The 21,052-nt window shown below is 73.3% G+C and carries 18 protein-coding genes; 9 read left to right on the top strand and 9 right to left on the bottom strand.

Going from position 1 to position 21,052, the window contains the following annotated elements; translation table 11 throughout:
- Positions 1 to 97: 97 nt before the first annotated feature.
- From ACFV3E_RS02140 to pgfA, 3 genes are all read left to right on the top strand, one after another.
- Positions 98 to 1,312 (top strand): lytic transglycosylase domain-containing protein, encoded by a 1,215-nt coding sequence (locus ACFV3E_RS02140; protein WP_500532950.1) that lies wholly within the window; start codon positions 98 to 100, stop codon positions 1,310 to 1,312.
- 87 nt (positions 1,313 to 1,399) lie between these two features.
- A complete protein-coding gene (locus ACFV3E_RS02135; RefSeq protein WP_500331946.1) occupies positions 1,400 to 1,534 on the top strand; it encodes an SPW_0924 family protein in 135 nt (44 codons plus the stop codon).
- A gap of 12 nt (positions 1,535 to 1,546) precedes the next feature.
- Positions 1,547 to 2,605 (top strand): cell envelope lipid trafficking protein PgfA, encoded by a 1,059-nt coding sequence (gene pgfA / locus ACFV3E_RS02130; protein ID WP_500532949.1) that lies wholly within the window; start codon positions 1,547 to 1,549, stop codon positions 2,603 to 2,605.
- On the opposite strand, the gene pyk is transcribed toward pgfA, so the two are convergent.
- Both pyk and ACFV3E_RS02120 read right to left on the bottom strand, forming a co-directional pair.
- Positions 2,514 to 3,953: a pyruvate kinase gene (gene pyk / locus ACFV3E_RS02125; protein WP_500370155.1), complete on the bottom strand. Its 1,440-nt coding sequence runs from the start codon at positions 3,951 to 3,953 to the stop codon at positions 2,514 to 2,516. The genes pgfA and pyk overlap by 92 nt on opposite strands.
- 139 nt (positions 3,954 to 4,092) lie before the next feature.
- Positions 4,093 to 4,797, bottom strand: coding sequence for an SIMPL domain-containing protein (locus tag ACFV3E_RS02120; protein WP_500532948.1), 705 nt, complete (start codon positions 4,795 to 4,797; stop codon positions 4,093 to 4,095).
- A gap of 174 nt (positions 4,798 to 4,971) precedes the next feature.
- On the opposite strand from ACFV3E_RS02120, the gene ACFV3E_RS02115 reads away from it, so the two are divergent.
- On the top strand, positions 4,972 to 6,795 hold the full coding sequence (locus ACFV3E_RS02115) for a bifunctional metallophosphatase/5'-nucleotidase (RefSeq protein ID WP_500532947.1): 1,824 nt from the start codon (positions 4,972 to 4,974) through the stop codon (positions 6,793 to 6,795).
- Between the two features lie 149 nt (positions 6,796 to 6,944).
- Here the strand turns inward: ACFV3E_RS02115 and ACFV3E_RS02110 are convergent, their stop codons facing one another.
- Positions 6,945 to 7,832, bottom strand: a complete 888-nt coding sequence (locus ACFV3E_RS02110; RefSeq protein ID WP_500370152.1) for a LysR family transcriptional regulator — start codon at positions 7,830 to 7,832, stop codon at positions 6,945 to 6,947.
- Between the two features lie 91 nt (positions 7,833 to 7,923).
- Here ACFV3E_RS02110 and ACFV3E_RS02105 point away from each other — a divergent pair, with 91 nt between their 5' ends.
- From ACFV3E_RS02105 to ACFV3E_RS02095, 3 genes are read left to right on the top strand one after another with little or no spacing between them, the layout of a single operon-like run.
- A complete protein-coding gene (locus tag ACFV3E_RS02105) occupies positions 7,924 to 8,658 on the top strand; it encodes a succinate dehydrogenase cytochrome b subunit (protein WP_500532946.1) in 735 nt (244 codons plus the stop codon).
- Positions 8,659 to 8,660: 2 nt separating this feature from the next.
- Positions 8,661 to 10,595, top strand: a complete 1,935-nt coding sequence (locus tag ACFV3E_RS02100; RefSeq protein WP_500532945.1) for a fumarate reductase/succinate dehydrogenase flavoprotein subunit — start codon at positions 8,661 to 8,663, stop codon at positions 10,593 to 10,595.
- Positions 10,592 to 11,350: a succinate dehydrogenase/fumarate reductase iron-sulfur subunit gene (locus ACFV3E_RS02095; protein ID WP_500532944.1), complete on the top strand. Its 759-nt coding sequence runs from the start codon at positions 10,592 to 10,594 to the stop codon at positions 11,348 to 11,350. Before ACFV3E_RS02100 ends, ACFV3E_RS02095 begins: the two co-directional genes overlap by 4 nt.
- Here ACFV3E_RS02095 and ACFV3E_RS02090 read toward each other — a convergent pair.
- From ACFV3E_RS02090 to ACFV3E_RS02065, 6 genes are all read right to left on the bottom strand, one after another.
- Complete coding sequence (locus ACFV3E_RS02090) at positions 11,292 to 12,725, bottom strand: lysine N(6)-hydroxylase/L-ornithine N(5)-oxygenase family protein (protein WP_500532943.1); 1,434 nt, start codon at positions 12,723 to 12,725, stop codon at positions 11,292 to 11,294. The two genes, ACFV3E_RS02095 and ACFV3E_RS02090, sit on opposite strands and share 59 nt — an antisense overlap.
- On the bottom strand, positions 12,722 to 14,134 hold the full coding sequence (locus tag ACFV3E_RS02085; protein ID WP_500532942.1) for a pyridoxal phosphate-dependent decarboxylase family protein: 1,413 nt from the start codon (positions 14,132 to 14,134) through the stop codon (positions 12,722 to 12,724). Before ACFV3E_RS02085 ends, ACFV3E_RS02090 begins: the two co-directional genes overlap by 4 nt.
- Positions 14,135 to 14,389: 255 nt before the next feature.
- Entirely contained in the window at positions 14,390 to 16,891 is a 2,502-nt protein-coding gene (pepN, locus tag ACFV3E_RS02080; RefSeq protein ID WP_500532941.1) for an aminopeptidase N, read from the bottom strand.
- A gap of 99 nt (positions 16,892 to 16,990) precedes the next feature.
- The gene (locus ACFV3E_RS02075; RefSeq protein WP_500532940.1) at positions 16,991 to 18,244 is read right to left on the bottom strand and encodes an acetamidase/formamidase family protein; all 1,254 of its coding nucleotides are present in this window, start codon (positions 18,242 to 18,244) and stop codon (positions 16,991 to 16,993) included.
- Positions 18,245 to 18,485: 241 nt separating this feature from the next.
- Positions 18,486 to 19,088, bottom strand: coding sequence for a sortase domain-containing protein (locus ACFV3E_RS02070; RefSeq protein ID WP_500532939.1), 603 nt, complete (start codon positions 19,086 to 19,088; stop codon positions 18,486 to 18,488).
- A gap of 7 nt (positions 19,089 to 19,095) precedes the next feature.
- A complete protein-coding gene (locus ACFV3E_RS02065; RefSeq protein ID WP_500532938.1) occupies positions 19,096 to 19,353 on the bottom strand; it encodes a hypothetical protein in 258 nt (85 codons plus the stop codon).
- 200 nt (positions 19,354 to 19,553) lie between these two features.
- Here ACFV3E_RS02065 and ACFV3E_RS02060 point away from each other — a divergent pair, with 200 nt between their 5' ends.
- Both ACFV3E_RS02060 and ACFV3E_RS02055 read left to right on the top strand, forming a co-directional pair.
- A complete protein-coding gene (locus ACFV3E_RS02060) occupies positions 19,554 to 19,952 on the top strand; it encodes a VOC family protein (RefSeq protein WP_500532937.1) in 399 nt (132 codons plus the stop codon).
- 67 nt (positions 19,953 to 20,019) lie between these two features.
- Positions 20,020 to 21,042 carry a class I SAM-dependent methyltransferase gene (locus tag ACFV3E_RS02055; protein WP_500532936.1) on the top strand — a complete coding sequence of 341 codons (1,023 nt, stop codon included), beginning with the start codon at positions 20,020 to 20,022 and terminating at the stop codon, positions 21,040 to 21,042.
- Positions 21,043 to 21,052: the final 10 nt, after the last annotated feature.

Below are 21,052 nucleotides of genomic sequence, written 5' to 3'. Positions count from 1 at the left end.
CCGGGACGGTGGCTCCGTTCGGGAAGTTGCCGTAGGGTCACCAGGGTTGCCACGCAGGGAGACGGGCGACACACGGCTTTCGGGAGGGGCAGCGGGTATGCGAGCGCGGTACGGACGGCGGATCCGCAGGGGAGTCGCGGGCACCGCGGTGGCCGCCGCGGCCATGGCGGCGCTGACGGGTTCCCAGGCTCCGGGACTGCTGCCGGGCATCCTCAACACCAGCGCAGGCGCCCCGATCGTGCCCCCGCCCGGCGACCCCATCGACGGCAACTCGTCGGAGTACTTCACCGGGCTCCCGCCGCTCAACACACCCGCTCCCGGCACCTCCGCCACCCCGGGCACCGGGCCGGGGACCGGCACCGGCACGACCGACGGCACCGGCCTGCCGGTGTCCGTGCTGGAGGCCTACCGCAGGGCCGAGACGGCGCTCGCCGCCAGCGACCCCGGGTGCAACCTGCGCTGGGAGCTGCTGGCCGCGATCGGCCAGGTGGAGTCCAACCAGGCGCGCGGCGGCAACGTCGACTCCGCGGGCACCACGCTCTCCCCCATCCTGGGCCCGGTCCTCAACGGCAACGGCTTCGCGAACATCACGGACACCGACGACGGCGTCTGGGACGGGGACAAGGTCCACGACCGTGCGGTCGGCCCGATGCAGTTCATACCGTCGACCTGGCAGACCTGGGGCGCGGACGGCAACGACGACGGCGTCACCAACCCGAACAACATATTCGACGCGGCGCTCGCCGCCGGCCGCTACCTGTGCGCGGGCAACCGCGACCTGTCCGTCGAGCACGACCTCCACCGCGCGATCCTGGGCTACAACAACTCGACCGCGTACCTGAACACCGTCCTGTCCTGGTACGACCACTTCCGCAAGGGCGACGTCGTCTCCGTCCCCGACGTGGGCGGTGCGGGCAGCGACACCCCCGATGACCCGCCGTCCTCCACGGCGCCGTCCGCCTCGCCCTCGCCGACGTGGTCCCCGAGCATGAGCGCCTCGCCCCGGCCGACGAAGTCGTCCACGCCGACCGCGACCGCCAGCGGCACGATCGGCCCCCCTTCGGGCAGCCCCTCGCCGACGACCTCGCCCACCGACTCCCCGACGACGGGCCCCACCACCGGCCCGACGGACCCGACGGACCCGCCGACCTGCCCGACGGACTCCGCGTCGCCCACGGCGACCCCCACCGACACGGCCTCCCCGTCGCCGTCCGGTACGTCCGACCCCTGTGCGACGGCCTCCCCCGGCGACAGCCCGTCGCCGACCGCGACGGAGACCGAGGGCGCCACCGCCTCCGGCCCGACCAACTGACGCCGTAGAACCTGTTCTCATTTCAACTCCCGGTTGCTACGGTGCACCGGCCCAGCCGACGTAGCCGTACGACCGGGAGGTACGGCCATGCGCGCAGTCATCGCCGCGGCCATCGGACTCGTCGCCGCGCTCGGGATCGTCCTCCTCGTGACCGCGGTAGGTCCGCCGGACGGCAGCACGTCCCCCGAGCCGCTGCTCACCACCGTCCCCGCGCACCCGTAGGAGGGCGGTCCCATGCGCCGCAGGTCAAGCCTGGTCCTCCTCTCCCTCGCGGTGTTCTTCGCCGCGCTGTCACCGCTGGTGCGCTGGTACGCCTTCCCCCGGCTGGCGAAGATCCCGGCCGGCCAGTACCAGGCGGTCGTCCTGGAGGCGCGGGACGCCACGCTGCTCGACTACGGGACGATGCGCCCGAAGAAGGTCTCCAAGGTCAGCATCGTGCAGACCCTGAAGGGCAACGTGGAGGAGGCGCACAGGATCGACCGGCTCACCGGCCGGGACGTGGTCGTGTGGGACGGACTGGCATACGTGGTGGGCCCGGACGGCGCGATGGTCTCCCAGGTCCCCGAGCGGTACGTCTTCGACGCGCACACGCAGGAACCCGTCCACGCGGGGGGCGAGAGCGTCGACGGCGACGCCGTCGAACGCCGGGGCGTCGAGTTCAAGTTCCCCCTCCTCACCGAGAAGCGGGACTACTACTACTTCGACGCGCAGGCGCGGAGCTCGGCGCCCATCCACTACCGGGGCACGCGGCAGTTCCGCGGCCTGGACGTCTACTACTTCGAGCAGACCGTGCCCTGGACCAAGGTCCCGCTGCCCAAGAAGATGCCGGTCGAGGGCGTCACACCGCAGACCGTCGCGGCGATGGGCATGGAGCGCTGGTACACCACGAAGCGCATGTTCTGGGTGGACCCCGTCACCGGGGCCCCGGTCAACGGGGAGGAGGTCCACCGGGAGGAGATGCGCTTCACCGACGGGAAGCAGCAGCCGGTCACCGCGTTCGCCGGGCACGTGACGATGCGCGAGGACTACGTGCGGCACACCGTCGGCCTGGTGAAGTCCCAGCGGCAGGTGGTGCTGGCGATGACCTCCTACCTGCCGTGGGGCTCGCTCCTGCTGGGCGCCGCGCTGCTGTCGCTCGCGCTCGTCCTGGAGGCGCGCGGCCGCCGCCCGGCAGCGGGCGGCGTCGGCGCCGTCGGCGGCCTCAGCGGGGCGAAGGGGAGTCGTCCTCGCCGATGTGGTGCACGCGCACAAGGTTGGTCGTCCCCGAAACACCGGGCGGCGAGCCCGCCGTGATGACGACGACGTCGCCCTCCTGGCAGCGGCCGATGCGCAGCAGCTGCTCGTCGACCTGGTCGACCATCTCGTCGGTCGTCTGCACCATCGGCCCGAGGAAGGTCTCCACGCCCCAGGTGAGGCTGAGCTGCGAACGGGTGGCCGGCTCGGGGCTGAAGGCGAGCACGGGGATCGGCGAGCGGTAGCGGGAGAGCCGCCGGGCGGTGTCGCCGGACTGGGTGAAGGCCACCAGGTACTTGGCGTCGAGGAAGTCGCCCATCTCCGCGGCCGCGCGTGCGACGGCGCCGCCCTGGGTGCGGGGCTTGTTCTGCTCGGTCAGCGGCGGCAGGCCGGCCGCGAGCATGTCCTCCTCGGCGGCGGCGACGATCCGGCCCATGGTCCTGACCGTCTCGACGGGGTGCTTGCCGACGCTGGTCTCGCCGGAGAGCATGACCGCGTCGGCGCCGTCCATGACGGCGTTGGCCACGTCCGAGGCCTCGGCGCGGGTGGGACGCGAGGAGTCGATCATCGACTCCAGCATCTGCGTCGCGACGATCACCGGCTTGGCGTTGCGCCGGGCGAGGGCGACCGCGCGCTTCTGCACCATGGGCACGGCCTCCAGCGGCATCTCCACGCCGAGGTCGCCGCGGGCCACCATGATCCCGTCGAACGCGGCGACGATCTCCTCGAGGTTGTCGACCGCCTGCGGCTTCTCGATCTTGGCGATGACGGGGACCCGGCGGTCCTCCTCGCGCATGATGCGCAGCACGTCCTCGGCGTCCCGGCCGCTGCGGACGAAGGACAGCGCGATGATGTCGGCACCGGTGCGCAGCGCCCAGCGCAGGTCCTCGACGTCCTTCTCGGACAGGGCGGGCACGGAGACGGCGACACCGGGGAGGTTGAGCCCCTTGTTGTCGGAGATCAGACCGCCCTCGATGCACAGGGTGCGGACCCGGGTGCCCTCGACGCCGGTGACCTCCAGGGTGACGCGGCCGTCGTCGACGAGGATCCGCTCACCACGCGTGACGTCGGCGGCGAGGCCCTTGTACGTGGTGCCGCAGATCAGCCGGTCGCCCTCGATCTCCTCGGTGGTGATCGTGAACTCGTCACCGCGTTCAAGCAGTACGGGGCCCTCCGCGAAGCGTCCCAGCCGGATCTTCGGGCCTTGAAGGTCCGCGAGGATCCCGACGCTGCGGCCGCTCTCGTCGGCGGCCTTGCGCACGCGCCGGTAACGCTCCTCGTGATCGGCGTGGCAACCATGGCTCATGTTCAGGCGGGCGACGTCCATACCGGCTTCGACCAGGGCCTTGATCTGGTCGTAGGCGTCGGTGGCGGGCCCGAGGGTGCAGACGATTTTTGCTCGGCGCATGGACCGAGCCTATGACCTACTTCACAGTAGGTACCTCGTGGAAGGCGACTGTCCAACGTCAGCCTGATTAACGGTTGTTGACAAGTGGTGAAGTGAGCTGGGGCCCGCTCCGATGAGCACACTGCCGGTGGGGCGGGGCTCAGGCCGACAGGTCGGGCGCCGTCATCGTGAAGTGCGCGGTGACCTGCGCGTACACGTTCTGTCGCTCCGGCTCCATGTCAAGGGCCTGGGCCGTGTCCTCGGCGCCGCCGGGTGCCGCGAAGGCGGCGGTCCGCATCGCCGGACGGGCACGGAAGGGCGCCGACTGCTGCACTCCCTCGTCGGCCAGCTCTACCAGCGCGACCAGGCGGGCGCCGAGCGCCTCCGCGTACTCGCGGGCCCGCTGCACCGCGTCGCGCACGGCCTGCCGGCGGGCCTCGCTGTAGGCCGCGGAGTCGGGCCGCAGCGACCACCAAGGGCCGTCGACACGGGTGAGCTCCAGATCGGCCAGCCGGGTGGTGAGCTCCCCCAGAGCGGTGAAGTCGGTGAGGGTCGCCCCCACGCGCACGCTGCCGTGGTACGCCCGTACGCGCTCCCCGCGGCCCCGCTCCCGCAGCTCGGGGGTGATCACGAAGGCCCCGGTCTCCAGCTTCTCGACGGCGTCGGTGTAGCCCTTGACGAGGTCGAGCACCTGCGCGTTGCGCCGGCTGAGGTCGTCCAGCGTGGCGCGGCGGTCGGTGCCGCGGGCGCTGACGGTGACGGCGATCCGGGCGAGCTCGGGCTCGACCTCGAGGGTCGCCTCGCCCCGCACCCCCACATGTGGGCTCTCGGGCGTCGGGTACGTCCTGGCCGGTTCTGTGCTCATGCGTCCCACCTTGCCAGGCCGGTACCGCCGTGACGAGTCATCTGTTCGCAACCTGGCGGGGGTGTTGCCCGGAGCACCCGTGCGCCAGAATCTACGCGCGTTAACACCACCAGCAGACCATCATCCCGCCCCCGGCGACCGCCGGAGGCGCCCCCGGACACCAGGAGCCGACGCATGCCGCTGAACCGCAGGGACTTCCTCAACCGCTCCGCCGTCACCGGCGCGGGCCTCGCGCTGGCCGGCACGGCGGGCGCCCTGGCCGGCGCGGCTCCGGCCCAGGCCACGGGCCGCCACGGGCAGGGGCACGGGCACGGGCCGAAGAAGTACTCCTTCAGCGTCCTCGGCACCACCGACCTGCACGGCAACGTCTTCAACTGGGACTACTTCACGGACGCGGAGTTCGACGACAAGGCGCACAACGACGTCGGCCTCGCCAAGATCTCCACCCTGGTCACGCAGCAGCGCGCGGCGAAGGGCCGCCGCAACACCCTGCTGATCGACGCGGGCGACACCATCCAGGGCACCCAGCTGTCGTACTACTACGCCAAGATCGACCCGATCACCGCCAAGCACGGTCCGGTGCACCCGATGGCGCAGGCCATGAACGCCATCGGCTACGACGCCGCGGCGCTGGGGAACCACGAGTTCAACTACGGCATCCCGGTGCTGCGCAAGTTCGAGGAGCAGTGCGACTTCCCGCTGCTCGGCGCCAACGCGCTCGACGCGCGCACGGGCCGGCCGGCCTTCCCGCCGTACTCCTTCCACCGGCTGCGCGTGGACGGCGCCCCCGACGTGAAGGTGGCGGTCCTGGGCCTGACCAACCCCGGCATCGCGATCTGGGACAAGGCCAACGTGCAGGGCAAGATGACCTTCCTGGGCCTGGAGGAGCAGGCCGCGAAGTACGTGCCGCGGCTGCGTGCGATGGGCGCCGACGTGGTCGTCGTCTCGGCCCACAGCGGCTCCTCCGGCACCTCCTCCTACGGTGACCAGCTGCCGTACGTCGAGAACGCGGCGGCGCTGGTGGCCGAGCAGGTGCCGGGCATCGACGCGATCCTGGTCGGCCACGCCCACTCCGAGCTCCCCGAGTACGTGGTGGCCAACAAGCAGACCGGTCAGGGCGTGGTGCTCTCCGAGCCGCTGAAGTGGGGCCAGCGCCTGACCGTCTTCGACTTCGACCTGGAGCTGGTCCGGGGCACGTGGGAGGTCGTCACCGTCGGCGCGTCCGTCCTCAACTCCAACACGGTCGAGGAGGACCCCAAGATCGTCCGGCTGCTCTCGGACGAGCACAAGGAGGTCGTGGGTTACGTCAACCAGGTGATCGGCACGTCGGCCGCGGCGATGTCGGCCGAGGAGTCCCCCTACAAGGACACGCCGACCATCGACTTCATCAACTTCGTCCAGGCCGAGACGGTCAAGGCGGCGCTCGCCGGGACCGAGCACGCCTCCCTGCCGGTGCTGTCGCAGGCCGCGTGCTTCTCGCGCACGGCCGCCATCCCGGCGGGCCGGGTCACCATCCGCGACGTCGCCGGGCTGTACGTCTTCGAGAACACCCTGGAGGCCCGGATCCTGACCGGTGCCCAGGTCAAGGCGTACATCGAGTTCTCCGCGAACTACTTCGTGCAGACGGCGCCCGGCGCGCCCGTCGACGTCGCGAAGCTGACGAACGCGAACGGCACGCCCGACTACAACTACGACGTGGTCAGCGGCGTCACCTACGACATCGACATCTCCCGCCCCGCCGGTTCCCGGGTGTCGAACGTGCTCTTCCAGGGTGCGCCGATCGACGAGTCGGCCCGCTTCGTCCTGGCCGTCAACAACTACCGGGCCAACGGCGGCGGCAACTTCCCCGCGGTCGCCACCGCGCAGCAGGTGTGGGCCAACTCCGAGGAGATCCGGAACACCATCATCACCTGGGTGCAGGCGGGCGGCTCCATCGACCCGGCGCGGTTCGCCTCGCAGGACTGGAAGCTGACCCGCGGCGGCGTGCCGGTCTTCTAGTTCTTCCGACTTCTCGTTCTACCGACTTCTCGTTCTACCGATCGTTCTTCCGAGCGGCCCCGGTACGCCGGAGGGCATGTGCGGGCTGTGCACATGCCCTCCGGGCGTTCCGCGGTGGCCGTGCGCCGAGGACGCCGGCACCGCCGGCCTCAGGCCGGTACGTGTTCCAGGAGCACACGGCGCAGTTCCCTGGCGGCGCGCGGGGGCTCGGCGTCCTTGCGGTGCGCCAGGGCGACCGTGCGCTGCAGCCCGGGGGCCTCGAAGGGCGTCGTACGCAGTCGGGGCCGGCGCCCGGCGACCATGCTGGGCACGACCGCGGGGCCGAGTCCCGCCTCCACGAAGCCCAGCACGGCGTCCATCTCGCCGCCCTCGATCGCGAAGCGCGGTTCGAAACCCGCCGCCCGGCACGCGGCGACGGTGAGGTCCCGCAGGTCGTAGCCGCTGCGGAACATGACCAGCGGCCGGTCCCTGAGGTCGGCGACCCGGAGGGTGGGCCCCGCGGAGGGCGGCGGCTCGTCGGCGGCGGTCACCACCACCAGGTCCTCGTGGAGCAGCGGCGTGGCGTCCAGGGCCGGGTCGTGGCTCTGCAGCGGCAGCACGATCAGGGCGAGGTCGAGGCTGCCGGAGGCGAGCTCGCGCACCAGGTCGCGTGAGCCGCCCTCCTCGACGACCAGCCGGATGCCGGGGTAGCGGTCGTGGAAGTCGCGCAGCACGTCCGGCAGCAGGCCGGTGGCGAGACTGGGGGTCGCGCCGAGGCGCACCCGGCCGCGGCGCAGGTGCACCAGCTCCTGGACCTCCTGGGTGGCGGTCTCGGTGTCGGCGATGATCCGGCGCGCCAGCGGCAGCAGGGCCTGCCCGGCGTCGGTCAGCGCGATGTTGCCGCGGGCGCGGCTGAACAGGTCCGCGCCCAGCTCCCGCTCCAGGGCCTTGATCTGCTGCGACAGCGAGGGCTGCGCGACGTGGACGCGTTCGGCGGCGCGGGTGAAGTGCAGGGTGTCGGCGACCGCCAGGAAGTACACGAGCTGCTGCAGCTGCATATCGGCACGATAACGCGATAGGTGTCACCTATCGAAACGAGCCGGAACATGTCTTGGACCTTTCGTGGCAGGCAGACCTAGCGTCGAGCGCATGGCTTTGGCGACGACGAGGACGAGGGCGACGACGGGGGCGACGGACACCGGCCGCCGACCGTCGCTCCTACGGGCACTGTGGGGCTCGACCGTGGGCAAGAAGGCGGTCATGGCCGGGACCGGCGTGATCATGCTGCTGTTCCTGGTCGCGCACATGCTGGGCAACCTGAAGATCTTCTTCGGCCCGGAGGAGTTCAACGGGTACGCGGCGTGGCTGCGCACCATCGGTGAGCCCGCCCTGCACAACAGCTGGTACCTGTACATCCAGCGCACCGGCCTGGTCGTCGCGGTGGTGCTGCACGGCGTCGCCGCCTACCAGCTCAGCAAGCGCGACATCAAGGCGCGCCCGGCGAAGTACGAGCACAAGCGGCAGCGGGCCAGCTACGCGACCCGGACGATGCGCTGGGGCGGGGTGATCCTCGGCCTCTACATCGTCTGGCACATCCTGGACCTGACCACGCTCACCGTGAACCCGCTGGGCAAGGAGCACCACCCCTACGAGAACATCGTGGCCGATTTCCGGATCTGGTGGGTGGACGTCGTCTACATCGTCGCGATGCTCGCCCTCGGCCTGCACATCAGGCACGGCTTCTGGAGCGCCGCGCAGACCCTGGGGGCGGTGAACAAGCGCCGCGACCGCGCGCTGAAGATCACGGCGAACGTGCTGGCGGCGGCGCTGACCGCGGGCTTCCTCGTCGTACCCGTCTCCGTGATGACCGGATTGGTGGACTGACCGTGGAGTACCGACTGGGCGAGCCGATCGCCGACACCAAGGCGCCGGACGTACCGATCGCCGAGCGCTGGGACCGCCGCAGGTTCGAGGCGAAGCTGGTCAACCCCGCCAACCGCCGCAAGCACACGGTGATCGTGGTCGGCACGGGCCTGGCGGGCGGCGCCGCGGGCGCCACCCTGGCCGAGCAGGGCTACCACGTCGTGCAGTTCTGCTACCAGGACTCCCCGCGCCGGGCGCACTCGATCGCCGCCCAGGGCGGCATCAACGCGGCGAAGAACTACCGCAACGACGGCGACAGCGTGCACCGCCTGTTCTACGACACCGTCAAGGGCGGCGACTTCCGCGCCCGCGAGTCCAACGTGCACCGCCTCGCCGAGGTCTCCGTGCAGATCATCGACCAGTGCGTGGCGCAGGGCGTGCCCTTCGCCCGTGAGTACGGCGGCCTGCTGGACACCCGCTCCTTCGGCGGCGTCCAGGTCTCCCGCACCTTCTACGCCCGCGGCCAGACGGGCCAGCAGCTGCTGCTGGGCGCCTACCAGGCGCTGTCCCGGCAGATCGACGCGGGCAACGTGGAACTGCACGCGCGCACCGAGATGCTCGACCTGATCGTGGTGGACGGCAAAGCCCGCGGCATCGTCGCCCGCGACCTGGTGACGGGCGAGGTCTCGACGCACATGGGCGACGCCGTGGTGCTGGCGACCGGCGGTTACGGCAACGTCTTCTACCTGTCGACCAACGCCAAGGGCTCCAACGCCACCGCCATCTGGCGCGCCCACCGGCGCGGCGCGTACTTCGCCAACCCCTGCTTCACGCAGATCCACCCGACCTGCATCCCGCGCTCCGGCGACCACCAGTCCAAGCTCACGCTGATGAGCGAGTCGCTGCGCAACGACGGCCGCATCTGGGTGCCGAAGGCCAAGGGCGACACGCGCCCGCCGAACGAGATCCCCGAGGACGAGCGCGACTACTACCTGGAGCGGATCTACCCCGCCTTCGGCAACCTGGTGCCCCGGGACATCGCCTCCCGCGCCGCCAAGAACGTCTGCGACGAGGGCCGCGGCGTCGGACCGGGCGGCCAGGGCGTCTACCTGGACTTCGCCGACGCGATCGCCCGCATGGGCCGCGCCAAGGTGGAGGAGAAGTACGGCAACCTCTTCGAGATGTACGAGCGGATCACCGCGGAGGACCCGTACACCCGGCCCATGCGGATCTACCCCGCCGTGCACTACACGATGGGCGGCCTGTGGGTCGACTACGACCTGCAGACCACCGTCCCGGGCCTGTTCGCCATCGGCGAGGCCAACTTCTCCGACCACGGCGCGAACCGGCTCGGCGCCAGCGCCCTGATGCAGGGTCTGGGCGACGGCTACTTCGTCCTCCCCGCCACCATCAACGACTACCTGGCGCGCGGCCCCCACGACACCGTGGCCCCCGACCACCCGGCCGTCGCCGAGGCCGTCGCCGACGTCGAGGACCGGCTGAACCTGCTGCTCGCCGTGGACGGCGACCGCACCCCGGACTCCTTCCACCGCGAGCTCGGCGAGCTGCTGTGGGACGAGTGCGGCATGGCCCGCACCGAGGCCGGGCTGCGCAAGGCGCTGGAGCGGATCCCGGCGCTGCGCGAGGAGTTCTGGCGCCGGGTGAAGGTGCCCGGCAGCGGCGAGGAGCTCAACCAGTCCCTGGAGAAGGCCAACCGGGTCGCCGACTTCCTGGAGCTGGCCGAGCTGATGTGCCTGGACGCCCTGCACCGCGCCGAGTCCTGCGGCGGCCACTTCCGCGAGGAGAGCCAGACCCCGGACGGCGAGGCCCTGCGCGACGACGAGAACTTCTCGTACGCCGCGGCCTGGGAGTTCACCGGCTCCGGTGAGGATCCGGTGCTCCACAAGGAGGCCCTCGACTTCGAGTACGTACACCCCACCCAGCGGAGCTACGCGTGAACCTCACCCTGCGCATCTGGCGCCAGCAGTCCTCCGAGGAGGAGGGCGCCATGGTCACCTACCGCGTCGAGGGCATCAGCCCCGACATGTCCTTCCTGGAGATGCTCGACGTCCTCAACGAGGAGCTGATCCTCGCGGGCGACGAGCCCGTGGCCTTCGACCACGACTGCCGGGAGGGCATCTGCGGCGCGTGCGGCATGGTCATCAACGGCCAGGCCCACGGCCCGGAGCGGACCACCACCTGCCAGCTGCACATGCGGCACTTCAAGGACGGCGACACCGTCGACGTCGAGCCGTGGCGGGCCGCCGCCTTCCCGGTCGTCAAGGACCTGGTGGTGGACCGCTCGGCCTTCGACCGGGTGATCCAGGCGGGCGGCTACATCAGCGTGCCGACCGGCAGCGCGCCCGAGGCCCACGCGACGGCCGTGCCGAAGGAGGCCGCCGACTTCGCCTTCGAGCACGCGGAGTGCATCGGCTGCGGCGCGTGCGTGGCGGCCTGCCCCAACGGCTCGGCGATGCTGTTCACCTCGGCCAAGGTCAACCACCTCAACGTGCTGCCCCAGGGGCAGCCCGAGCGCGAGACCCGGGTGCTGGACATGGTCGCCGCCATGGACGACCAGGGCTTCGGCGGCTGCACCAACACCGGGGAGTGCGCGACGGCCTGCCCCAAGGGCATCCCGCTGCCGTCGATCGCCGCTATGAACCGCGAGTACCTGCGGGCCTTGCGCAAGGAGAAGTCGCGGTCCAAGGGCTGACCGGGTTGGTGGCCGCGCCGAGCCCGAAGGTCGTGAAGGCCGTGCGGGAGGGCAGCGGGTAGGGCTCCTTGCCGGTCACCGCGTTGAGGACGACCGCCGAGCGCCACGCGGCCAGCCCGAGGTCGGGGGCGCCGACGCCGTGGGTGTGGCGCTCGGCGTTCTGCACGTGGACGGCCGCGCCGGTGCTCGCGACGACCGGGTCGAGCTCCAGCCGGTGGCTCCCGTCGATCCGCGGCCGGCCGGCCGCGTCGCGGCGGACGTAGGGGTGGATCGGGGCGAGCAGCGCGTCCAGGGAGCGCTCGCGGTAGCCGGTGGCGAGGACGACCGCGTTGGTGATCAGCCGGCTGCGGCTGCCCTGCTGCTCGTGCTCCAGGTGGAGTTCCACGGCTCCCATGCCCAGCCGGCCGGCCGTGCGGACCGTCACGCCGGGGGTGAGGACGGCGTCCGGCCAGCCGCCGCCCAGGGTGCGGCGGTACAGCTCGTCGTGGACGGCGCCGATCGTGCCGTGGTCGATGGCGCGGTGCAGTTGCCACTGCCGGGGCAGGAGCTCGTCGCGGACCGGCTCGGACAGCCCGTGGAAGAACCGCGTGTAGTCGGGGGTGAACTGCTCCAGGCCGAGCTTGCTGTACTCCATCGGGGCGAACGAGGGGCTGCGGGCGATCCACGTCAGCCGTTCGCGCCCGGCGGGCCGGGCGCGCAGCAGGTCCAGGAAGACCTCGGCGCCCGACTGCCCGGAGCCGACGACGGTGACGTGCTCGGCGGCCAGCAACCGGTCCCGGTGCTCCAGGTAGTGCGCGGAGTGCACGACGGGGACGGCGGGCGACTCGGCGAGCGGCCGCAGCGGCTCGGGCACGTACGGCGCGCTGCCGACGCCGAGCACCAGGTTGCGGGCGTACGTACGGCCGAGGGCCTCGGCCTGGCCGTCGGCGTCGAGCTGGGTGTGGTCCACCTCGAAGACGGCGCGTCCGGGGTTCCAGCGGACGGTGTCGACCTGGTGCCCGAAGCGGGTGCTGGGCAGCGACTCGGCGACCCAGCGGCAGTAGGCGTCGTACTCGGTGCGGTGCGCGTGGAAGCGCTCGGCGAAGTAGAAGGGGTAGAGCCGCTCGTGGGTCCTGAGGTAGTTCAGGAAGCTCCACCGGCTCGTGGGGTCGACCAGGCTCACCAGGTCGGCGAGGAACGGCACCTGGAGGGTGGCGTCGTCGAGCAGCAGCCCGGGGTGCCAGCGGAAGGAGCGCTCCTGCTCGTAGAAGGCGGCGCTCAGGTACGGGACGCCGTCGGCGAGGGCGGCCAGGGACAGGTTGCACGGGCCGATCCCGATGCCGAGCAGGTCGTAGGGCTGGTCCGGGTGGGGGTCGTGGTCGTCGGTGGCGGTCATCGGGGGGTGCTGCCTTCCTGGTGGGTCGCGCATACGAGCGTGAGCAGAGCCTCGAGGTCGGTGGGCGTGGTGGTCGGGTTGAGCAGGGTGGCCTTGAGCCAGAGCCGTCCGTCGGCGCGGGCCCGGCCGAGAACGGCGCGGCCGTCGAGCATGAGCCGGCGGCGGATCGCGGCGACCTCCTCGTCGCCGGCGCCGGTGGGGCGGAACAGCACGGTGCTGACGGCGGGACGGGCGCGCAGGGTCAGTGCGGGATGCCGCTCCACCAGGTCCGCCAGGTACCGGGCCCGGTCGCAGACCACCTCGACGAGCCCGCCCAGCCCGCGGCGGCCGAGGGCGCGCAGCGTGACGGCGATCTTCAGCACGTCGGGGCGGCGGGAGGTGCGCAGCGAGCGGCCGAGCAGGTCGGGGAAGCCGGCCTCGGTGTCGTCGGCGGCGTTCAGGTAGTCGGCGCGGTGGTCCAGCGGGCGCAGCAGCGCGGCCTCGCGGACCGCGAGCACCCCGGCCGCCACCGGCTGCCAGCCCAGCTTGTGCAGGTCCAGGGTGACGGTGTCGGCCTCACGCAGCCCGGCGAGCCTCACCGCCTCCCGGTCGCTGAACAGCAGCGACCCGCCGTAGGCGGCGTCCACGTGCAGGCACGCGCCGTACTCCCTTGCGACGCGGGCGAGTTCGGGGAGCGGGTCGATGTCGCCCGAGTCCGTGGTGCCCGCGGTGGCGACCAGCAGGGCCGGCCCCCCGCCCGCGGCGAGCGCGGCCCGCACCCGCTCCGGGTCGAGCACCCCGCCGGGGGTGTCCACGACGACGGGAGCGGGCATCCCGAGCAGCCAGGCGGCCCGCGGGACGCTGTGGTGGCCGTTGGCCCCGACGACGACCCGCACGCCGGGAACGCCTGGAACGCCAGGAACGCCCCGGGCGCTCTCCCGGGCCAGCAGCAGCGCGAGCTGGTTGGACTCCGTGCCGCCGGTCGTGACCAGCGCGTCCGGCGCGGCCGCGTCCGGGTGGACCAGACGGGCCAGCGCGTGGGTGACCTCCGCCTCCAGGGCGGTCGCAGCCGGGGCCTGGTCCCAGGAGTCCATCGACGGGTTGAGCGCGCTCGCGGCCAGGTCGGCCGCCACGGCCGCCCCCAGCGGCGGGCAGTGCAGATGGGCGGCGCACAAAGGGTCCGCCGGGTCGGCCGCGCCCTCGGCGACGACCCCGACCAGCGCGCGCAGCGCCTCCGCCGCCCCGGTGCCGTCCTCCGGCAGGGCCTCCCCCAGCACCTCCCGCACCCGCCGCGCGACCGCCCCGGGACCACCCGCGGGAAGCGGCCCCTTGCGGGCGGCCGCGCCCGCCGCGAGCGCGCCGAGCACGGCCTCGACCAACGGGCGCAGCCGGTCCGGCCCTTCACTGCCTCCGGCGAGATGGGGTGGCATGGAGTCGGCGCCCCTCCGTTGTCGCGGATCACCGGCGCGTGCGCGCTGGGCGACCTGCGTAACGACGCTCCCCCGCCCCGGGTGTTGCCCCCACTCCCCGAACGGTCGCCGCCCCGGCGCACCCACGGGGGCGTTCGCCCAGCTGTCGTGTGCGGCGCCGTCGTGGTTCCGGCTGGGGGTTCACCCGCCCGCCGCAGGCGCAAACAACCCGCACACAACCACCCCCGGCCAGCCCGGCGCAGCCGCCCGCACCCGCTACGCGGAACCCGTGCGGACGCGGAGGGCGCGGCGCAGGTCGTCGAGCTGGTCGGCGAGGCGGCGGCGCAGGGCGGGGGTCGGGGCGGGGTCGCCGGAGCGGAGGCACTGCTCGCCGAGGTCGAGCACGGCGGGCTCGACGACGGGGACGGGGAAGGCCCAGCGGCCCGCCGCCTCGGCGAGTGCCGGTCCCCGGCGGGCGGCGACCGCGACGGCGGCGGGGAAGAAGCGGGGCACGTACTCGCGGACGAGGTCGAGCTGTTCGGGCTGCCAGAAGCCCTGGGCGGTGGCCGTGAAGAGGTAGTTGGACAGGGTGTCGCCGTCGAACATCCGCGCCCAGGCGTCCCGCTTCGCCTCCGGGTCGGGCAGCGCGGCCCGGCAGCGGGCGGCGCCCTCCTGGCCGGTGGCGCTGGGGTCGGTGGCCAGTTCGGCCGCGATGTCCTCGGCCGACGCCGCGCCCAGGACGGTGAGCCGGGTGAGGATCTGCCAGCGCAGTTCGGGGTCGAGCGCGGGCCCTCCGGGCAGGGTGCCCTCGGTGAGCCAGCCGCGCAGGGCGCCGGGGTCGGCGGTGGCGGCGATCAGCTCGCGGGCCGCGGCCAGCCGCAGCCCGGGGTCCTGACGGGTGAGCAGATGGCGGGCGAGCACCTCCAGGGTGGCGAGCGCGCCGGGGCGTTCCGCCGCGGGGAGGTAGCGGTCGGCGATCTGCCCGCGGGCGAAGCCGAGCACGCCCTGCACGACGGCGATGTCGCTCTCGTACGGCAGGTGGGCGCGGGCGACGTCGAGGTAGGCGGCGGGCGGGAGTTCGCCGTCCCGGACGAGGTCGCGGGCGGCGTTCCAGACCAGGGCGCGGCTGAGCGGGTCCGGCAGGCCGCGCAGCGCGGCGACCAGGGTGTCCCAGGACTGCGCGTCGAAGCGGATCTTGGCGTAGGTCAGGTCCTGGTCGTTGAGGAGCACCAGGTCGGGGCGGGGGCCGGGACGGGCGCCGGGCGCCTCGCCGTTCGCGGGCACGTCGGTCTCGAAGCGCTCGCGCAGCACCAGCTGCGCCGGGTCGGCGTCGGCGCGGTCGTACGCGGCGACGGCGATGCGGTGCGGGCGGCTGCCCTGATGCGTCACGTCGAGCCGCCAGCCGCCGTCGGCGCCCGCGGGGACGGGGGTGAGCGTGTCGACGCCGGTGGTGCGCAGCCAGCGGTCGGCCCAGGCGTGGACGTCGCGGTCGGTGGCGCGGGCGAGGGAGTCGATGAAGTCGGCGAGGGCGGCGTTGCCGAAGCGGTGCCGTGCGAAGTGGTCGTTGATGCCGGCGAGGAAGTCCTTGCGGCCGAGCCACGTGACGAGCTGGCGCAGCGCGGAGGCGCCCTTGGCGTAGGAGATCCCGTCGAAGTTGAGCAGCGCCGAGGCGGTGTCGGGGACGGCCTCCGGGGCCGGGGCGACGGGGTGCGTGGAGGGGCGCTGGTCGGCGTCGTAGCCCCAGCCCTTGCGCGCGACGGCGAAGTCGGTCCACGTGCCGGTGAACCGGGTGGCCTCGGAGAGCACCTGGTAGCCCATGTACTCGGCGAAGGACTCGTTGAGCCAGATGTCGTCCCACCAGCGCAGGGTGACGAGGTCGCCGAACCACATGTGGGCCATCTCGTGGGCGACGACCATGCCGCGGGTCTGCCGTTCGGTGTCGGTGACGGCGGAACGGAAGACCATCTCGTCGCGGAAGGTGACCAGGCCCGGGTTCTCCATCGCGCCCGCGTTGAACTCGGGGACGAAGGCCTGTTCGTAGGAGTCGAAGGGGTACGGCTCCTCGAACAGCTCGTGGTAGCGGTCGAAGCAGCGCCGGGTGATGTCGAAGAGCTCCTCGACGTCGGCGTCCAGGTACGGGGCGAGGGAGCGGCGGCAGTGCAGCCCGAAGGGCAGGCCCGCGTGCTCGGTGCGCACCGAGTGCCAGGGTCCGGCGGCGACGGCGAGCAGGTAGGTGCTGATCGGCGGGGTCGCCGCGACGCGCCAGCGGCCCTCGGCCTCCCCGGTGCGCTCGGCGACGCCGTTGCCGAGGACCGTCCACGCGGGGGGCGCGGTCACGGCGACCTCGAAGACGGCCTTGAGGTCGGGCTGGTCGAAGGCGGCGATGACGCGCTGCACGTCGTCCAGGAAGAGCTGGGTGTACAGGTACGTCTCGCCGTCGGCGGGGTCCGTGAAGCGGTGCATGCCCTCACCGGTGCGGGAGTACCGCATGTCCGCCTCGACCCGCAGTTCGTGCGGGCCGGCCGCGAGCCCGGTGAGCGGCAGCCGGTTGTCGTCCAGGGACGCGGGGTCCAGCGGCCGCCCGTCCAGGACGGCGCCGTGCAGCGCGGCGGGCTTCAGCTCGACGAAGGTGTCGCCGTCGGCGAGCGCGGTGAAGCGGATGACGGTGGTCGATCCGAACACCTCGTCGCCGCGGGTGAGGTCCAGGTCGACGGAGTAGTGCTGGACGGTGATCCGCCGGGCGCGGGTCTCGGCCTCGGCACGTGTGAGAACAGGCATGCGGTCATGCTGCCCCATGCCCGGTCCGCGGCGCACGGCGGTTCGCCGCGGCCCACGGTCGCGCGGGCCGGCCGGCCGGGCGTGCGGGCCGGCGTGCCGTCAGGTGAAGATGCCGCGCGGAAGGGTCATCGACACGAGCCAGGACGGCAGGTCCACCGTCTCGTTGATCTTCAGGTCGCCCGCCACGCTGCAGAGCGTGTAGGCCTCGTGCAGGCTCAGACCCTGCTCGCCGGCGAGCCAGTCGACCATGTCCCGGACCGCGTTCTTCGCGTTCTCCATCAGGTCCGGTCCGGTGCCGGTCGTCTGGTAGTAGCCCTGTGCGAGCATCTCCTCGGGCATGGCCAGCTGGGTCGGGTCCGCGGCGGGCACGACGGCCCGGGGACCGGCGATCACCGTGTCCGGGACGACACTGAACCGCAGCGTGACGGCCATGAGCGTCTCGATGGCCGTCCCGGTCACCTCTCCGTCGCCTTGCGCCATGTGGCCGTCCCCGGCGGAGAACAGCGCGCCCTCGGCGTAGACCGGGATCTGTATGCGCGCGCCCTTGACCAGCTGCCGGATGTCGGTGTTGCCGCCCATCGCGCCGCTGACATCGGGCGGGAAGGTGCGGTACATGCCCTTGCGCAGGGGCGCGACGCCCATGATCCCCATGAAGGGCGCGATGGGGATACGCGCCTGCCGGCCGGTGTCGGCGCCGGTGAACGTGGCGAACCCGGTGTTCTGGCCGCGCTCGAAGCCGAACAACTGGAGGAACGGGGCGCCGCTGTTGTGGGGCTGGTCCTCCGGCAGGGCGCCGGCGGCCGGTCCTGGGGTGGGGTCGCTGAACTGGGAGGCCTCGCTCCAGGGGGCGAGCGGGGCGAGCAGTTCGGGGCGCAGGGATCCGAACAGGCCCAGGGCGGGGCTGACGACGACGTAGCCGAAGTCCACGAGCGGGGCGACGTCCAGGACCTCGACCTCGAGGATGTCGCCCGGCTTCGCGCCCTCCACCTCGATGGCGCCGGTGAGCGGATGGACCTTCCCCAGGTCGATGGTCAGGGTCGCCTCGGGGGTCATCGTCCGGGCCGCGGCGCCGATGTCCAGGGCGTCCCGGCACAGCAGTTGGACGACCTCGCCCGGCCGCACCGTGGTCACCGGGGGCAGGTCCCGGTTCCACCGGTTGTGCAGTACGCGGCCGAACCCGTCCACGACCTTGTCCCCGTCCGGTCCCGTCGTCACGTCCGGGCTGCCGGAGCCGGCGACGTCCATTCCGCCGACCGTCCCGCCCCCCGCGGCCAGTGCCGACAGCGCGGCCGCGGCCGGTCCTGCGGAGGCCCGCTGCACCAGGCTGCCGGCGCCCGCGGTACCAGAATGCACGAAGCACATCACGGCCTCCCGTGACCCTGCGTCCCGGGTGCCCGAGGCGGCCCGGCTGACGGGGGATGACCCGGGGTCCGCCGGGCGGCGCCCGAGGCGGCGCGGAACCGGGCGGCCCGCGCCGGCGAGGGCGCTCGACTCCGGCATCCGACGCGAGGACAGCCCCGCTCTTCACGATCCTCCGCCGGAAATGCCGCGGCAACCGGGGCGGTGGGAGGGGTACCCGGGCCCGCAGCGCCACTCAGGAGGCGCGGACGGCGGTCGCGTGCACGACCAGCGCCCCGGCGGGCCGGTGGCCGTCGTGCCGGTCGCCCGCGCAGGTGACGAGCCGCAGGGTGGGTACGCCGCCGTCCGTGCGCAGGTCCTGGGAGGGGAAGGAGCGCCGGGGGACGTGCTCGATCCGTGTGACGGTGAAGCGGGCGCGGCTGCCGTCACGGCGGGTGACGACGACGGTGTCGGCGCGGCGCACGGCGTGCAGGTCGTGGAAGACCGCGCGGCCGCGCCCGCCGTCGTCGTGGCCGACGATCACCGAGGTGCCGGTGTCGCCGGGGGCGGCGCTGCGGTCGTACCAGCCGGCGTAGCGGCCCTGCTCGGTCGCGGGGGTCTGGAGGGTGCCGTCGTCGGTGATCCCGAGGTCGACGACGCGGGCGTGCACGTCGGCGCCGGGGATGTCGATGCGCACCGGGGTGTGCCCGGCCGGGTCGGAGGCGCGGACGGGCGTGCTGCCGTGGACCACGGCGGCGGCGCCCTGCCCCGCGCGGGTGACCGCCCAGGTGGTCGCGGCGGCGGCGACGGCGAGGAGGACGAGGGCGAGGACGTTGATGCGACGGTGCGTCATCCTCATCGCCCCCTCACCTCGGGCGGACGGCGTACAGGACGCCGCAGACGCCGGCTCCCAGCAGGAACGCGCCGGTCAGCGCCGGCCCGGGGCCGCCCAGGGTGCCGGGGACCCCGGCCGCCCTGGCCACGCACACCGCGAGGACCGCGGACACCGCGAGCACCGACGCGAGCACCGCGCGGCAGGCGACGGCGGCGGCGATCCGGGCGGTGGCGATCCGGGCGGTCACGGCGGAGGAGGTCACGGCGGAGGCGGCACAGGCGGCGGACATGGGTGGTGGGGGTCCTTCGGGCGACGGCGGTACGGATGCCGTGGCCGGCCGCCGGGCGACGGGCGGCCGGCCACGGGTCCCACCGTACGGAGCCCGGGGGTGCCGGGGCCTCCCCCGGCCGACCGGTTCCGTATCAGCCGAAAGTATGGTCCCGTGGGCGGGCCTTGCGTCCCGAGGAGGAGGCCGGGCAGGCTCGGCGGATGATCGCCACCTTGCAGTGCACCGTGATCGACTGCCCGGACCCGGCCGCGCTGGGCACCTTCTACCAGGGGATCCTCGGCTGGGCCCTGGACACCGCGGACCCCTCGTGGGTGACCCTGACGGCCCCGGACGGCACCCGGATCGCCTTCCAGGAGGTGCCCTTCCACCGGCCGCCGCGCTGGCCCGATCCGGAGCACCCCCAGCAGTTCCACCTGGACTTCGACGTCCCCACCCGCGCCGACGTGGAGCGCGCCCACCAGGAGGTCGTCGCGCTGGGCGCCGCCTTCCTGCACGACAGCGGCGGCGAGCGCAGCGGCTTCCGGGTCTTCGCCGACCCGGCCGGGCACCCGTTCTGCCTCTGCTACGGGCAGACGCCGGGACCGGCCGTCACGGGGTGAGCGGCGGCCCGGTGCCGGCGGCCGCTTGTACGGTGTTCCCGAACGCACTCGGCCGAGGGGGAACGGCATGGACGCACGGCGGACGGCGTACGCATTGGTCGAGGAGGACCCGGACCCCGCGTCGGTGCGCCGGGTCACCTTCGTGCCGTTCCTGCCGGGCGGCCTGGCGGGCGCGGTGCGCGGCGCGGACGGGGTGGTGCGCCTGCCGTCCGGTGAGGTGCTGCCCGGCGAGGACTGGATGCTCGACACCGCCGCCCGGGTGCCGCTGGAGAGCGCCGGCTACTACCGGCAGCGGGTGCACCCCTTCGCCTGGGACGCGGGGCAACAGCGGCTCTACGCCTGGCTGGACGGCGACCGGTACCGGGGCCGGCGGCCGCACGCCGCCGACGCGGACCTGGTCGTGGCCGACGCCGGCACGATCGCGGGCCTGCTCCCCCACGGCCCCGAGCGGCGTGCGGTGCTGGACGCGGCGCGCTCCTTCCGGGAGCAGGACGAGGCCTCGTACTTCGCCGACAACCTGCGCCTGCTGGAGCCCGCCTACCTGCGGGCGACCACGCCCGAGGGCGGTTCGGGCTTCGGCCGGGAGCCGGAGCAGTGGCGGGCGCGGCGCTCGATGGTGGTCGAGGCGCTCCACAAGGACGGCACGTTCCTGGACGTCGGCTGCGCCAACGGGCTGCTGATGGAGTCGGTGCGGCGGTGGGCGGCGGAGCGGGGCCGGGTGGTCGAGCCCCACGGTGTGGACTTCGCCCCGCGCCTGGTGGCGCTGGCCCGGCGCCGGCTGCCGCAGTGGGCCGGGCGGATCGCGGTGGGCAACGCGCTGGACTGGCGGCCCGCCGACGGCGGCCGGTTCACCTTCGTGCACACCCTCGCCGACTGCGTGCCCGAGCGCCGGCTGGGCGACCTGGTCCGCAGGCTGCTGGCGGAACTCGTGGAGCCGGGCGGGCGGCTGCTGGTCAGCGTGTACCAGGCGGAGGGCGGCACCGCGCCGACCGCCGCCGAGCGGCTGGCCGCGCTGGGCGTGCCGGTGGCCGGTTCGGCGAGCGGCACGGGGCCGGAACGCACGGCGACAACGGCCTGGGTCGACGCGTAGGCTCGAAGCG

The sequence above is a fragment of the Streptomyces sp. NPDC059718 genome (assembly GCF_042733315.1).
Lineage (GTDB): Bacteria > Actinomycetota > Actinomycetes > Streptomycetales > Streptomycetaceae > Actinacidiphila.
The sequence above is the reverse complement of the archived record's forward strand: the minus strand, read 5'-3'. Positions and strand labels throughout refer to the sequence as shown.